This is a genomic window from Rhodococcus sp. 5A-K4 (genome assembly GCF_046097995.1).
In the GTDB taxonomy this organism is placed as follows: Bacteria; Actinomycetota; Actinomycetes; order Mycobacteriales; family Mycobacteriaceae; genus Rhodococcus_F; species Rhodococcus_F erythropolis.
On sequence record NZ_JBJURM010000036.1, the window covers coordinates 13,909 to 28,880 of the forward strand.

Annotated in this window: 15 protein-coding genes; all 15 read right to left on the bottom strand. The window is 61.1% G+C overall.

The features are described from left to right. Positions 1-156: 156 nt before the first annotated feature. The 15 genes from ACKAMS_RS30060 to ACKAMS_RS30130 all read right to left on the bottom strand — a co-directional run bounded on the left by ACKAMS_RS30060 (position 157) and on the right by ACKAMS_RS30130 (position 14,902). Positions 157-1,041, bottom strand: coding sequence for a hypothetical protein (locus tag ACKAMS_RS30060; protein WP_118604138.1), 885 nt, complete (start codon positions 1,039-1,041; stop codon positions 157-159). A gap of 1,388 nt (positions 1,042-2,429) precedes the next feature. Continuing rightward, positions 2,430-3,056: a hypothetical protein gene (locus tag ACKAMS_RS30065; RefSeq protein WP_118604132.1), complete on the bottom strand. Its 627-nt coding sequence runs from the start codon at positions 3,054-3,056 to the stop codon at positions 2,430-2,432. An 11-nt stretch (positions 3,057-3,067) separates the two neighbouring features. Then, the gene (locus ACKAMS_RS30070) at positions 3,068-3,634 is read right to left on the bottom strand and encodes a hypothetical protein (protein WP_058037091.1); all 567 of its coding nucleotides are present in this window, start codon (positions 3,632-3,634) and stop codon (positions 3,068-3,070) included. Further along, entirely contained in the window at positions 3,631-6,876 is a 3,246-nt protein-coding gene (locus ACKAMS_RS30075; RefSeq protein WP_118604129.1) for a LysM peptidoglycan-binding domain-containing protein, read from the bottom strand. The genes ACKAMS_RS30070 and ACKAMS_RS30075 overlap by 4 nt, the downstream gene beginning before the upstream one ends. Next, positions 6,873-7,328 carry a TadE/TadG family type IV pilus assembly protein gene (locus tag ACKAMS_RS30080; protein WP_058037093.1) on the bottom strand — a complete coding sequence of 152 codons (456 nt, stop codon included), beginning with the start codon at positions 7,326-7,328 and terminating at the stop codon, positions 6,873-6,875. Before ACKAMS_RS30080 ends, ACKAMS_RS30075 begins: the two co-directional genes overlap by 4 nt. Beyond that, the gene (locus ACKAMS_RS30085; RefSeq protein ID WP_118604126.1) at positions 7,325-7,777 is read right to left on the bottom strand and encodes a pilus assembly protein TadG-related protein; all 453 of its coding nucleotides are present in this window, start codon (positions 7,775-7,777) and stop codon (positions 7,325-7,327) included. The genes ACKAMS_RS30080 and ACKAMS_RS30085 overlap by 4 nt, the downstream gene beginning before the upstream one ends. Next, positions 7,774-8,187, bottom strand: a complete 414-nt coding sequence (locus tag ACKAMS_RS30090; protein ID WP_070160957.1) for a hypothetical protein — start codon at positions 8,185-8,187, stop codon at positions 7,774-7,776. The genes ACKAMS_RS30085 and ACKAMS_RS30090 overlap by 4 nt, the downstream gene beginning before the upstream one ends. A 38-nt stretch (positions 8,188-8,225) precedes the next feature. Further along, positions 8,226-8,540, bottom strand: coding sequence for a hypothetical protein (locus ACKAMS_RS30095; RefSeq protein WP_118604123.1), 315 nt, complete (start codon positions 8,538-8,540; stop codon positions 8,226-8,228). Positions 8,541-8,631: 91 nt separating this feature from the next. Next, entirely contained in the window at positions 8,632-8,994 is a 363-nt protein-coding gene (locus tag ACKAMS_RS30100) for a hypothetical protein (RefSeq protein ID WP_118604120.1), read from the bottom strand. A gap of 605 nt (positions 8,995-9,599) precedes the next feature. Next, entirely contained in the window at positions 9,600-9,854 is a 255-nt protein-coding gene (locus tag ACKAMS_RS30105) for a hypothetical protein (RefSeq protein ID WP_118604114.1), read from the bottom strand. 116 nt (positions 9,855-9,970) lie between these two features. Then, positions 9,971-10,870: a type II secretion system F family protein gene (locus ACKAMS_RS30110; protein WP_118604111.1), complete on the bottom strand. Its 900-nt coding sequence runs from the start codon at positions 10,868-10,870 to the stop codon at positions 9,971-9,973. Continuing rightward, complete coding sequence (locus tag ACKAMS_RS30115; protein ID WP_070161042.1) at positions 10,867-11,745, bottom strand: type II secretion system F family protein; 879 nt, start codon at positions 11,743-11,745, stop codon at positions 10,867-10,869. Before ACKAMS_RS30115 ends, ACKAMS_RS30110 begins: the two co-directional genes overlap by 4 nt. Positions 11,746-11,747: 2 nt before the next feature. Continuing rightward, complete coding sequence (locus ACKAMS_RS30120) at positions 11,748-13,397, bottom strand: ATPase, T2SS/T4P/T4SS family (protein WP_118604108.1); 1,650 nt, start codon at positions 13,395-13,397, stop codon at positions 11,748-11,750. After that, positions 13,394-14,098: a hypothetical protein gene (locus ACKAMS_RS30125; RefSeq protein ID WP_238704744.1), complete on the bottom strand. Its 705-nt coding sequence runs from the start codon at positions 14,096-14,098 to the stop codon at positions 13,394-13,396. Before ACKAMS_RS30125 ends, ACKAMS_RS30120 begins: the two co-directional genes overlap by 4 nt. Positions 14,099-14,197: 99 nt before the next feature. Then, positions 14,198-14,902 carry an SAF domain-containing protein gene (locus tag ACKAMS_RS30130; RefSeq protein ID WP_118604105.1) on the bottom strand — a complete coding sequence of 235 codons (705 nt, stop codon included), beginning with the start codon at positions 14,900-14,902 and terminating at the stop codon, positions 14,198-14,200. Positions 14,903-14,972: the final 70 nt, after the last annotated feature.

Consider the following 14,972-nt stretch of genomic DNA (forward strand, 5'->3'; position numbering starts at 1 on the left):
CCCCCGCCTGCTCGAATTTCACGATATTGACAACCCACACTCAACCAGACTGGCGATCCACAGTTCTACACCGCCACAAGGTAATCCAACACGCAACGCAAGCGCGCAACTGCAAGCAACGGCGAGACTGGACGACAGCTCGGGGAGATGAATCAATCAGGGTGCGCTGTAGTCAACTACCCAAGCGCCCTCGGTCCGGCGGAGAGGCACCAGCCAACGGTGGCGATGATCTCGCACGACCACCTCAAATCCCAAGAACCCCAACACCAGGGAAGTCGAAAATACGGCCGACAACGGAACCAACTCAGCCAACAAAATCCCCTCACCGTCACGCGCGAAATCCAAGGCAACCTCAAAGTTGGCCGTAAACGACGACAGAGGCTGCGCGCTGTAATCGTGAGGTACCCGACGCCCCGCCAGTTCAGGCCAGAGCTTGCGTCGAGGGCTTACCCCAAACTTCCCCAGCCCCCGCCACAGCAAAACATAGCGACCCCGAACACCGATCTCGGCGAATTCACTACGCACCACCATCGGGATCGCAACTGCCAAAGCTGCGGCCAATCGCGCCTCTCCCCGATCGGCCCTCGACAGGCTGTCCACGGCCAGATACCTGCTTGTGCTGTCAACGGCCTGGTGCATCAACATCGGCCACGGAAGGTTGACCTTCGCATTCCATTCCAGCGCCAGCCTGTTGATCGCAGAACCCACCGGACCCCCAAATTCAGACCTGAGCGCATCCTCAAAGGACGCGGAATACGAAGATTCCTCGCATGGGATCAACGTCGCCGACAAGTCCGAAATCAACTCCGGATCAACCGCATTCACACAGGCGCGCAATGCCGAGACGCGGACAGCAAAATCAGACGCCTGCCAGTAGTCCTCAACCCTGGCTGCATTGCGGGATGCACCACGAGCATGAACCGACCACGCACCCAGATACGAGAGCTTCTGTCTCACCGTCAGAACCGACGATTGCGCTATGGCCCTCCGAATTTCACCCAATGACAACGACGTACTCTCGCTCGGATCCCCGGTCAGCACGTGTATTTACATCCCCTCGACAATGATGTTCGGACAAGCGGCGTCTGCTTTGCCTGGCGAACTGGCCGGTACCAGGTGAGGAAGTTCAGGTTCGTCATCAAGGGACACCGGGCCGTCCCAAGGAGCTACCAGTGACGAGTCGTATTCCCAACCGTCACAGGACAGGTCGTCTACCCAGATCGCCGTCAGGGAACAGTCGAAATACTTCTCCGCGAACGCCATGATGGCCGGGAGGCGATTCTGATCAAACCAACCTCCCCTACCGACCTTGATGTCGCATCCGAATGCGCTCGGCCTTATCCTGGCGACGTATTCGCCTGGCGCCGAGCGTAGGACCACGTGATGATAGGTGCCCACCTATGATTCCCTTCTCGTTCTGCCGACAAAGATGCCCGCGTCACTCGAACTGGACAGTTCAAAATGACGCGGGCATCCATTGGCTGAATTCAGTTCGGTGTGACCAAGACCTGCAATTCGCCTACCCGCCGGTCGTACATCGACGTCAACGGAGTGGGGGCTACACCAACCCATCGTGCCGCCTGGCCAAGTGGCAGTCCACGTGACCACCCAGTTGCTGGTCGCGCTGACCTTGAAGACGTCTTGCGGCTGTCCGATGGACGATTTTGCGAGACGATGCCCGCATGTGGGCGATGGAGTTCCGCTGGCGGGCGAAAGAGGGCTGGCGTCAACAGCATCGGTATACGGAGTGAACGGCAGCAATGCACCCGGGCACAGTTGCACGTCTCCATCGCCGTGATTGATGAGGACACCGGTGTTGATGGCGTTCGCGGTGACGGTTACAACACCCGAGGTGGCTGCTCTGTTGACCGGGCCTGTCGTGGATTCACGAACGTCGTTGGGGCACATGAAAGCCCAGCTCTCCTTACCCACGAGACCGGTACGTTGACCTCCACCTGAGTTCGCAGGTTCAGGTGTCCAGCACATTGGAGGCTTTTCGAGCTGCATAGCGGTGATCGCCATAGACACCGTATTCATGATCTCCGCCATTGAGGGCGGCGTCGGCGGGACCTCGATACCGGGTGCCGCAGGCGGTGCGGGGCATCCCCCCGGTGTGCCGAGACATGCGCCTTGCAGGATTCCGTTGAGGACCCCGGACGGAGGTGCAGCAGCGGGGCCGGCGCCGCCAGTACCCGCACCGCCTCCGCCGCCTCCTGCGTTGCCAGCCGCGCCGCCTGCCGCGGCCCCCGCGCCGGCGCCTGAGCCCGCGGGCGCACTCACGTAGCCGCCACCCACTGTCACATTCGCACCACCGGGCGAGGACGATACGTCAACTCCACCTCCACCTACGCCTGGCTGCGCCAACGCTGACTGACTCCCCGTGACCAGAACGCCGCAAACCAGTGTCGCAGTGGCGAAAATTCTCATTGCTAGTCGCATGATTGCACCTTCTCAACTGTTTGACTTGTGACGCGCCAGCCATTCGAATCAGGCCACGCGGGGTTCCGAACGGTGATGTTGGTGGACTCGAACTGGCCGCGGTCGGGCTTCATCGCACTTGATCCGTCCGGAAATACGGCATTCCAGCCGGAGATATCAGTGCAGGCCTGAACGTGAACCCAGGCGGCTTCCGCGCGGGGTTTTCCCTGATCATCTACTGGAGCGCTCAGATCCGTCACCGAGGATTTGATGACGGAAATGGCTCCGGTACTGGTGATGCCTTGCGACCGTCGAAGCATGATGTCCCCGACTCGGTCGTTCAAGACTGGGTCGCCAGCCACACCGCTGATCGCATCCACAGAAGCTGTTGGGTCAGCTTCAATGCTTCCGAGGGCAGCATAAAACTCGTTGACCTTGGCGATCGCTTGGCTCCGCGCTTGCTCGTCGGGCGTCTTCGCCTCGGTCTTGCCGTCTGGACCATCGAAAGCGGGGTTTCCGGTCGCAGTGAGAGTGACGTTCGGCTCGTCGGAATTGCTGGAACAAGCTGCGACGCCGGCTAGTAGGGCAACAGCTGCGACTGTTGCTGCTGTGGTTCGTCGAATTCTGTTGTGGGCCATGTTGTTGTCTCCTAGAAGCTTCCGGCGCTGCAGGGTGTTCCGGGTTGTGTGTAGTCGGCTGTGACTCTCCATCCTGCTGGGTCGGGCCACGACGGGTTCGTCAGGATCGGTTTTCCGAGTTCGAGTTTGTCCACTGGCTTGCTGATGCAGACGTCCATTTGGAGCGTGGCAGTTCCCGCTGTCGGTGCGCCGGTCTCGTCGATGGGGATGTCGTGTTTGGTAATCACGTTCTTGAGTACTTTGAGATCGCTTGGTGGCGTCGGGTTTCCGTTGCGACTGGTTGTGATCTCTTTCTTGGTCCTGTCGAGGAAACGGCCGGCCGCGACGGCATCGAGGTCAGAGAGCGGGGCAGCGGGGTCGGAGTTCAATCGTGCGAGCACGGTGTAGTACTCGCTGATCTTGGCGAGGGCACCTTCTCCTGCTTGCTGTTCAGGTGATTTTCCCGATCCAGGGGGGCCGGTAAAGGTCGGGCCGCTGCTGGTGTTGAGGGTGCCGGGCTCCGGGCTGAGGATGCTGCAGCTTGCGGTCAGGCAGGCCGCCGCAGTGAGGGTGAGCATGGCTGCGAGGCGGCGGTTCATGATGCGGCTCCGATGCGGTAGTCGGTGGTGGTGTCGAGCTGTCTGAGGAGTTCGTTGGTCTCCGGGTGTGCGTCGACTTGCAGTTCGTCGAGTTCGCTTTTGAGGGTGTCGATGAGGGTTTGGGTGGTTTCGATGTCCCCGGAGAAGTGGGTGGCGATGATGGCCGCTCGCCAGCAGCCTTCGTGAGCACTGTCGACCGTGAGGCCGGCCCGGGCTGCCTTTCCTGCGGCATCGAGGTCCTGGGTGACCTGTTCGCCGCGGATGTAGCGGCCGGCGAGCTCTTCTGCGACGTCGGTGATCGCGGAGATCATTTCCTGCTTTATGTGATCTGCCCACCGGTAGGCAATCGGGTCGTCGCTGGTGAAGGGCTGACCGGTCACCAGCGCTAGTGCAGATTCAAGGCGTTCGGTTGTCGTCGTCGCAGGGTGAGCGTCGACGAGCTGGTTCCAGTAGTCCCAGTCTGTGGTCACTGAAGGGTGGAGGCGAAGTGGCGTTCGGCCGGTTCGGTCTCCGGACTTGATGAGCGCTGCGTCCCCGGTGTCGGTATCTCCCATCCAGCTGCGCAGTCGTGTGACGGCTTGGTTGCGGCGGCTACGGAGCCGCGCGTTTGCCGTCTTCGCTTCTTCGGCAGTGCTGGCCGCGTTGACGAGTTCGACGTCGTGGGGCCACATCTTTGCGGTGAGCTCAGTTGCGGGCACTCCGTCGTCGCTGAATGCGAGTAGAGCGGCGATTTCGGTGAGGCTTCGCGAGTTTTCTCGGTCCGTTGAGCCTGGGGTGAGTGGGGTGAGGGTGGGTTCTCCGAGGACGCGGATCCAGATGTGTGGAGCTGTGGGGACGTCAGCCTCGTATGCGACGGTTTCGGTTTCGGTGTGGCCGCCACGGTCGGTTTCGATGTCACCGACTGTCTCGGAGTTGATTCCCTCAATTACGTTGTCGTCGTTGCGAACTACGGTGAATGCCGCAGGGTCGGCACTGGTGATGAGATTTTCGGTCGTGATGTCGAAGTCGAGACGTGCCCCCTCCCAACTGAAGTCCGCAGTTTCGGGTTGGGTAGCTGGGGAAGGATCATGCGTGGTGGTGGCATACAGACTGACGATGCTTTCGTAGCCGGCTTCGTCGAGTGTTGTGACAGTGAGCTGCGCGGTTGCGATACCTGGGCGGACCAGTGTTGCAGTGCCGTCGTCGGCGACATCCAACGTCCAGTCGGAGCGAGTATTCGCGTTCTGCGTCGTGACTGCGGCGAACGCGATCCGCGGTGCGTTCTCGGCGATCGCGGCCAGAATTTCTGTTTGTTCAGCTGTCAGCGGGTCCGAGATGAGGACGACTTCCGGAGCAGTCAGCTCGCTGGTTTCGTACACGCTCCGTGCATGCGCGATGGATTCGATGTCGTTCTCGTCGAGGATGTCGGCGTCGCGTTCGAGGTGGCGGGCCAAGCGCGCCAACACCTCGTCGGTGTTGTCCGAGTGCGTGATACGGCCGGTATTCACTGCGCCTGCGAGGTCGCCGCAGTATCCGACGACGTTGAGGTGAAGGGAATCGGCTAGAGGCGATACGGCAAGCTCGACGGCCATCGCGCGAAGCACATTTGCGGTCGCGGTAGGTGTGCCGGTGATGGAGAGATGCCCGATTTCCTCCAAATTGAGCATGAGCTCTCGCCCGTCGTCGCTGGCTCCCATCGCAGTCAGGGCTGGGTATGGGCTGACGTCGATGTCCGGGACCGACCGAGGGAACGCCCGTGGGTCGACCATCCACGTGTCGTCGTCTGATTGCATCCAAGGCTGGGGCAGCGAGATCTTCTCGATCAGCCCGAGTTCAATGGTGTCGTCGCCGATGAAAACCGCAAGCAGTCGGGGGATGGAGATCTCGTTCGCTCGGCAGTACTGCGCGAGGTTCCGTAATGCAATATCGACATGAGCGGTGGTCAACGGATCGACGGCGGCCGTCAATGCTTGTTCGGCAAGGATTGCTTCCTTGGCGGGCAGGGCGATGCGCTCACCGCGGCGGCGACGATGCTGCTGTTGCCGGCGGCGCAGCGCGAGATGACCGGTCAGGCCGGCGGCGGCGAGCGCGGAGATACCGAGGGCGATGTAGACGACGTCAGACGAGTTGGAGGAGTCGTCTTCCGTATCGGCGGTGGTCACGGTCGCTTCGGCATCAGGGGCCATGTTCGCAGGCATCTGGGGCTCGATGGGGTCGAGTTGCCAGTTCGGTGTCGCTGCAATTTCCGGGAGGGGTTCCGGTGCAGGGTTGGGTATCTGCGCCTGAGCTGGTTCCGGTGCCGCCGCCTCGGGGGCTACCTCCACCGCCGGCGCAGGTGCCGTCGCCGCCTCCGGGGATACCTCCACCGCCGGCGCAGGTACGACCGCCGGCTGGGGGGCTGCGTCCGCTGCCGGCACGGGTGTTTGGGCGGAGTCGGATGGGATGATCAATTGCTGTCCGACTGTGATCAGGTCTCCGGCGGGCGACCCGTCCGCAGTGGTGATCTCAGAAAAACGCAAAGGATCGCCGAGCTCTCGGTCGGCGATGTCCCAAAGCGTGTCTCCAGCTTGGACGGTGTAGGCGCCTTGTACGACGTCCTGGGTTGCCGCAGGGAGTTGCAGCGTCATTCCTTCTGCGAGGAATCCCGCTTCAGGGACAACGTCTTTGTTCAGTTCGAGCAGTTCGGTGAACAGTCTTCCGTCGCCGAGGTGAGTGTGGGCGAGTCCCCACAGGGTGTCTCCGCGTTCGGTGGTCACGGTCGGGCCGGCGGGTTGGACTGCGGGCCGTGCAGCGCGGGGGTCCATCTGAGTGTGGGCGGGGCCGCTCGGGTCTTGTTGTGCGGCGATCGGTGCGTAGGGCGCAGGTGATGCGCTGTCTGCTGGTTGCGGGAGTGCGGGTGTAGCGGTTGCGGTGCCGGCTGTCAGTAGAAGCAGTGCACCACTGACGAGGAATGTCGCCGTTTTCTGTTGCGATCCGAGAAGTCGGATCTTCGGTGCCTTGACGCCCCGGAGTGTGGCTGCGAGCTCGACAAGGATCGGGAGGGTGAATGTCGCCCAGGCGGCCCAGCCGACGAGGGGCAGAAGTGCGACGAGGAGGCTGCCGTCGTCGGGGCTGGAGAGCAGACTCTCGAGATCCGAGAAGGGGATGTCGAGAGGATTACCGCGCAATGCCCACAGTGCTGCGGGGATCCCTGCCACGAGCAGTAGCAGGATCAGGAGGTACCCGAGTCCTGCGAGGCGGGATCGGACTGTGCGAGCACTCATGGCCGGTACACCTCCCCTGCGTTGGTGCGGTTGAGGTTCACGGTTGCGCTGCCCGTGATCACTTTCGAACCAAGGGGCAAAAGCTTGTTGTCATAGACGATGCGGGTGGTGATCAGCAGTGTGCGAGGCCCTGTGGGGATGACCTCACCCTCTACACCGGCGTCGGCGAGGTAGCGTTTCGCGGCCGCCACTGCGCGTACGGGGTCGACAACCGTATCGATCCCTCGCGCACTGAGCGATCCGACGATCTGCTGTCCGGACGCGCGGGCGGCGTCTTCGGCGACGTTGTCCGCGCGTTGAGCTGCGGTGTGCATTCCGCCGCCGTCGACGATGAGTCCCCACACGAAGAATATGAGGATGGGGGCGAGAATCACGGTCATCAGCGTCACGGCGCCCTTGTCGCGTTCCTCGGGGAGCCTGGAGGTGAGTCGCTTACGCAGGGCGGTGATCATCTGGTGCGCTCCCGGAAGGTGTCGATGGGTGAGATTGCAGTGACCTCGATAGTTCGTCCTCCGCTGACGCCGGGCCATCCGAGGGCGTCGTAGGAGACTTCACAACTGACGGTGACTTCGACGGTTGCGGATACTCCTGGGCGCGTGCGGAATCCGGAGGTGTCAGCGCTGACGTTCATGGTCGTGCATTTGAGTCCTTGACCGTCCATGGAGTCCAGGGCCGCTTGGTATGCGAGGGGGTTGGCTTGAGTAGCGGTACGTGAGAGTGATGCTGCTCGGGCGGCTTCTCCTGCGGCGTGCTCGACCTTTTGATGTGCCTGGCGGTTGACGCCGTATGCGTACATCCAGCCGAGTAGGACGAGGAGGACGACGATCGCGAGGCACAACTCGATGGTCACATCTCCTCGATCGTTTGAGCGGGCGCGAGCGATCCACTGGTTCAGGTTCATCCGACACCTCCGGGATTGGTCACGCGCTCTGTGGGTTTGGTGTGGTCGACGGTGATGGCGAATTCCAGCCCCGGGACGAGGGACGGGGACTTGCCGGTGATCGTGACGGTGCTTTCGCGGAGTGTCTTGTTCACTGACACGACCGGAGCTTGAAGGTCACCCGATCCGGATTTCGCGATGCACGCGTTCGCTGCAGCGAGCCCGAGCGCCTGGTTCCCTTGCTGAGAACGTGTGGCTTGCAATGCTTTTTCGCCGCAGGTGTTGGCGACGTCCCGTGCGTGGAAGAACAGGGCGGTTTGCAGCAGTACGGAGAACATCATCAGGAAAGCGACCATCGCGATGACGGTGACGAGCGTGGTGGGCCCTCGGTCGTCGTGGCGCCACCGGTCGATCAGCTGTTCCAGTGTCATGACTGTCCGTTTCTCTGCGGTCCGGTTGGTGGGTCGGGTTAGGTGGCGAGATCTCTTTGGGCTGCGATTCTGCGTTTGGTTTCCACACGGTTGCGGACGAACACGGCAGAACATGTCACTGCGGCTACAAAGGCTATGGAGAGGGGGAATGCTGCGGCAAAGGTGCCGAAACGTGCTGCACGGGACGTGTTTTCGTCGGTAATCAGGTCGGTCGCCAGGAACGGCAGGACGATTATCATGATTACCGCAGCCATGGGGGCGTAAATGAACGCCATGGAGTGGTCATCGATGATGGCTACTATCGCCAGCAAGAGAGCCATCGTGACGAGCAGTACGCCGAGTGTGGTTATCATCCGTTTTCTACCTTTCAGCGGGCCTGGTGGTCGGTGAATGCTGTTGCATTGAGAACACTTACGACAGCGAAGGCGGTCATCATGATCGACACTAAGATTCTCCTTCTTGCAATCGGTTGCGCGAGATTTCAAGTCGGAGTTGGACAGAACTCCCAATCAGGTAGAACGCCAGGATGCAGGTGCCCACGATGCCAAGCGCGATCAGAGATGTTTGCACTGAACTAGTGAAGTAGGTACAAAACCCGACTACCCAAAAAACGAGAAGCGATAGCAGGAGGAGTGTTTCGAGACCGTTATACCCGTTGAAGGTTAGGTCGAATAGGAACAGCAAGCCGACGGCGATTGCGATCACAGCAAGCAGGGCAGTTTGCCATTCATCGAAAAGGACAACACAGAGCGAAATCGTCAGCATTATTGCTAATGACCAGGCGATCACGAGTTCTGGAAGCTTCATCCTTGACCTACTTTCTTCGAAACTGTTGGCAACTGATCATCCGGTCGAGTGACTAACCAATGCGCTGATGGCGATGATCATGAATTCCTCTTCTCATTTGGCGGGTCCGTGAATTTTTCGTATGTCGCCGTTCCAAAATCGTTCGTTCGACAAGGAAGAATCACAGCGGAATGCGGGGCACTTCGGTTGGCCCTCGCCGATGTTGGATCGTTGTGTCGACGATGTAGCGGAGACCGAAAAGACCCCCCACTCCGAGTACCACACCCCCAATAACGACCAAAGATGTTCTCCACGGGAAAAAGAAGGTAGAAAACGTCACCAGAAGTGATGCCAACATTGACCACAGAATTACGTGCTCCATCGTCCAGTAACTGAAGACGAGGCAGACAACGCCGCAGAGGGCAAGTGCGCCGGCGACAATGCTCATCGCGATCAACATCTAATACCCCCTTTTCTCGTTTCTCTCGTTCTCGAAATGGCAAGGCTTGGACTTGTCGGGCATCGATAGCGCCGAGCACTGGAGAGCGAAGTTGCACTCCATGTCCTCAGCGCTATCGACAAGCCCATGGTTTTGTTCTCCAGCATCCGAACTGCGCTCGGCAGCTTCAGTCGGGGATGGAGTCCGCGCGGGACTGGATCTTCTGGACGACTACGGCGCCGGCCGCGATGGCCGCGACGGCGACGATTCCGGCCATGATGACGTACTCGAGGGTGGACGGGCCACGGTCCGAATCCTTACCGCCTGCACGCTGCAGAAGGCTTCCTGCGAGTGCAGCGACGAACATCATCGTGAGTGCGAGGTACGAGGTGATGGCAGCGCGGGTTGCGCGGCGGGTGGTGGTGATGGCCTTGGTGGTCATGGCGTGCTCCTTATTGGTGTGCTGGATGTGTAGCAGTTGTCCTGGACTGGATGAGTCCGTTCGATGAGTCCTTCTTCGTTTTGCCTGTTCAGAGGGATTTCCTTTCGTGGGTTTGATTAGCCGCTGATGACAGATACCGCCGGGATCAGGAGTAGTGCCATGAACAGGCCGGCGAGGCCGGCAAGGGGCATGGCGAGCTTCTCCGTTGCCTCGACGGCGGCGGACTGTTCAGCGGAGGTTTGTGCGGAGCGCAGGCTGGCGGCTTTGGCTCGCAGTGAGGTGTAGACGCTGGCGCCTTTGTCACCGGTCATCGTCATGATGTCTGCGAGGTCGCCGAGTTCTGCGAGTCCGAGCTGCTGCGAGACGCGAGTGAGAGCACTCCAGGGCGCTTCGCCGGAGCGGCCCGCTTCGTAGAGTTCCTCGTCGAGTCGGAGGAACACCCAACTGTCTCCGACTTGGGCGGCGATCTCGAGGGATTGCGTGGATCCGACTCCGCCTCGTCGGCATAGCGCGACGAGGTCGATGTAGGAGCTGAGAGCCTGTGCGAATTCGGCGCGGGCGGCAGCTGCGCGTCGACGGATGTCGATGTCGGGAATCATGAAGAGGAAGACGGCGGTCGCGAGTGAGAGGATCGCCGGCATCGACCATGCCAATCCCAGTCCGAACGCTGTCAGAACCAGATTCAGTATCGGAAAGATCAGCAGGCCGAAGAACGCCGCGACAAGTTTTTCGCCGAGTACGTGCGCCGGATCTTTGTGCAGCAGTGAGAGGTCCGCTGTGGGGAGGGTGAGGAATCGGCTGTCTTGTAGGTAGGGGTGTACGCGGAGGCCGAGCTTGTTGGCGAGCCCGTCGACGAGTGATGTTCCTGCGGTGTTTGCTTTTTCCGGCGCGGGTCCGGACATTCTGGACATCACGTCGGTGAGGGCGGGTTGGGCTCGCAGGAAGTACAGGGCCACGAGGTAGATGCCGATTGTGCCGACGCTGGTATAGACGATGATCGTCATGGTGATGCTCATCGCTGCGCTCCTACGAGGTCAGTGCGTTCGACGCGGTCGTTGGTTCCGATGAACCGCGGGTAGACCGGCGGCTTGGTGGCTTGTTTCATCCAGTACAGATCCGCAGCGAAGAGCGTCAGCAGGATCAGCAGGACGATCTGCATTCCGCCTGAACGGTAGGGCTCCATGAAATTCGTGAAGGCGAACGCTGCGGCAAGGACGGCGATGGTGATGATGGTGACCCATTTGGCTTGTGTTCGAGTCGATTTGCGGTCCGCTTCGATGCGGCGGCGGCGGGCGACGGTGTCGCCTACGTCTTCGGCGAGGCCTTCGAGGACGTTGGCCAGGCCGACACCACGCAGTTGCATAGCGAGAAGGAGGGCGCCGCAGATCTTGTCACCGACGCTGTCGTTGAGGTCGGATGCGAATCGTGTGACCGCTTCGGCGGGTGGGACATTGTTGCGGAGCCTGTTGATGAAGGCGGTGATCTCGTCTTTCAGCGCTTCTGGGATGGGGGTCGAGATGATGGTGTGTTCGATTCCGGAGCCGGCTCGCATGCTGCTCGACAAGTTGCGTGTCCATTCGTCCATCGAGGACAAGCGACTGATCTGGTGTTCGGCTTCCGGTCGGCTCAGGAGGTAGGGAAGACCCACGAGAAGGGCGGGGACGAGGAAGAGCGTGAAGAGCCATCCGCTCAGGTAGTAGACGGTGGCGCCTGCGCCGATTCCGACGGCCAGGAGAAGTTGGGTGGTGCCCGATAGTTTTGCTCGTTCGCCCTTTCGGCGGCGCTGGCGAGTGGGGGCTGTGGGGTCGCGGCGGTCCCTCCACCCCACGACGAGGCAGCCGACTCCTGCGCAGAGCAGCAGGACGAGGAAGACGCCGATTTGTTGGTACATGATCATGCAGCTCCTTCGTCGTCGAACAGATCGCGTTCTTCGTCAAAACTCCGAAGAGTGTCGGGAGGGAGGTCCACTTTCTTGAATCCGCCGGCGAGGAGCTTGCGTAGCATCGGCTGCGGGATGCTGCCGAATACGCCTGTGCCGTCGGAGTATCCGCGGTAGATGTTGGAAAAGCTGGGTAGCTTGTCGGTGTCGCCAGGTTCGACGTAGACGACTTCGGAGACGTATCGGACTGCGGTTGTGGTGCCTTCGCGGCTGACCCTGACCTTCGTCGCCAGCTGAACGATCACGTCGACGTGTTCGGCGAGTTGCCGCTCGATGTATTCCGCTGACGCGTTCATCGGCGGCTCTTGGGCGAGGTTGGCGAGTCGGTCGATGACACCGCGTGCGGTGTAAGCGTGGGTGGTGAAAATTCCGCCATTGGCCGTTTGGAGGGCCTTGACCAGGGCGAGGATCTCGAGGCCTGCGATTTCACCGACTACGAGGAAGTCGAGTCCCTGGCGGACGAACTCGTAGAGAATTGCGCTCAGACTGAAGCCGCCGGCAAGTTGTCCGTCTGCGCCGCGCTCACCGCCGCCCATGATCATTTCTGCATCGACGATGAAGTCTCGACGGCCTGGGAGTTCGTCGAGGAAGAGTTCTCGTTCGGTTTCGGCGACTCCGATTCGTGTCTGGATGGGGAGTGCGTTGGCCAGGGCGCGGGCGAATGTCGTTTTGCCGTAGCCCATTCCGCCGCCGACTCCGGTCGAGGCTCTTCCTCGGATGGCGCACCCGAGCATGTGTGCAAGTTCTGGGGGCATCATGCGGTGGTCGAGTGAGAGTTGTTCGAGGGTGATGTTGGTCAGGCGGTGGATGCGGATTGCGACAGAGGGCCGGATGGTGGTGTAACCGAGGACCGAAAGTCGGTGGTTGCCTTGCATGTTGAGCCGGAGGGAGGGATTGATCCTGGAGAAGGGCCTGCCGCCGTTGTCGGCTCTGGATGCGAGCAGACTCATCCATTCGAGGAGTTCGTCGCTGCTGTCGACGACGGAGTCTCTGGATTCGTAGTGTCCGTCGGGGTATTTGACGTACACGGCGTCGCCGTTGAGGTAAATATCTGTGATGTGAGGTTCTTCGACGAGGTCTTGAAGAGGTCCGAGGCGGAACTGCGCGTCGAAGATCGCCTTGATGAGGGCGTGTTCCTGGTTGAGATCGAAGGTTTCGCCTCCGGACCGGATCGTCTGTTGGACATGGTTTTTCACCAGCCGGGTGATTGTCTCTCGCCCGTATTCGCGTTCTTCGTCTGCGGTGAAGGGAGCGACGATTTTCGTGTTCTTCGGATCGTTGAGCTCTCGGTCCCGCTTGGTGCGGTGTTCGCGCAGCAGCTCGGCCGCTTCTCGCTGCAGGGTGCGGACGAGTTTTCGGTCGACTGGGATCTTCGGGGCCGCACTCCGCTGCGACTGTACGACCTCACCAGGGGCATTGGGCCGCGGCGCTGGCGGTAGGTCGTGAAGGTTGTTGGTGCGGAAGAAATCCGCGGTCTCCGCCGGCACCGGCACCACTGGTTCGGGGGCAGTCTGGGGCTGATCGGCGATTGGAAGCATCGAGGAGAAGAACGGGAGATCGGTGATGTTCTTGTGCGTAGTCTGCGCTGTCTCGTCTGTCGTCATCGTCGGTCTCCTGTCATGGCGAGGCTGGACTTCCAGTCGGCCTGGTGGGTGGCCGCGAATTTTTCGATCTTCGGCCAGGTCGTTCGGTGCAGTGCACGCAGATACAGCGACCGACGGCGGCGCCACTTGGTCAACACCTCACCGTCGGAGAACACCCGCGCGTCCTTCGAATCCGGGATGACCGCGATGACATCGAGTCCCGCGACCTTGGCTACTTCGTCTGCGTTGTACGGGGATTCGCCGATGAGGATCAGCCCGAGGCTTGCCGTGGACTGTGTAGCGGACAGTTGTTGACGCAATCCGTTGATCGACGCTCGCAGTGCTGCCAGTGCCGGGCGAGTAGTGCGGGTGACGATGGCAATAGTCGTGGCATTGACGATCATTTCCACCGGTGAGCCGTGTTGTCCGATCCGGCCGGCGTCCACGATGACGTTGGCATCGTCGACCCCGAGTCCTGCGAGGTGGATTCCGAGTGGGCTCCAGACGGCGCGCATTGCGTCGACTTGAGCGGAATGCAGAAGGCCGGGGAGAACCGAGACCGTGGTGTCGGGGAAGGTGATCACCTCGGCGGCCAGCGCTGATTTGAGGCGTCCGTGACGGTTGGCGTCGACGAGGTTGATCAACGATTTGTCGTGGTAGCGGCCTCCGAGCAGGTATCCGGCGAGCACCGGCGAGGAGCCGATGGGGTCAGCTTCAACCAAGAGCGTGTTGCTACTCGGTGAATTCAAGGCCAGAGCTAATGCTGTCGTGGAGACCCCCGGTGCCCCGGATGCTGAGATGAGTGCGAGATACATGGGGAATCACCGCACTCGGTTGTCGAGGACGATGGACACGCGCTTCGTGGCGGCGCGGGCGGCGACCCAGTTTGCTTCGGCTTCCGGGACCAGAAGGTTGAGGGTGGTTTCGCCTGCTTCCGCGATGACGGTTGTGGAGTAGACCTGCGCTTTGGTGTTGACGGGTCCTGTGACGGGCGGATCGTCGCCCTCGCGGGGTGTGTCTACGACGCGGATCATGTCTCCGGGGACAATCGCTTCCGACGGTAGGTGTGGGTATCCCACGGTGATGCCGACCATCGTCAGGCCTTCCCCGGGCACTACCTGGTCGGTGACAGCTGCGGGCATCAATACGGATCCGGCCGGCAGACGCGTGCCGGCGCTCATGCCGATGACACGGCCGCGTTCACCTGCTGAGAGCGCACCCAGGTCCGCGTCGACGTTGACGGTCTTCACCGTGAGGTCCTTCGACTCGATGACTTGACCCTGTTGGACGTCGCGGGCGAGCACGAGGACATCCGTGGTGGCGCGCATAGCACTCACAGCGGCGAGCATCCCGATCACAGCGACGACGACAAGGGCAATGCCCACGGCCAAGTAGATCGGGCGTCGACGAACACGCGCACGGGTAGTCAGATCAGGTGGGCCATCCGGGTCTGCGCCGTTATGTGCTGGTGGTTTGTCACCGGACGAGCGGATGGAATCGATCTTTTTGGTCAGTAGGGATGCCATGTGTGGTGGTCCTTCACAGTGGACGAGTGGACGAGGTGGGCAGGTCGTACAGGGACAGTAGGACGGGACC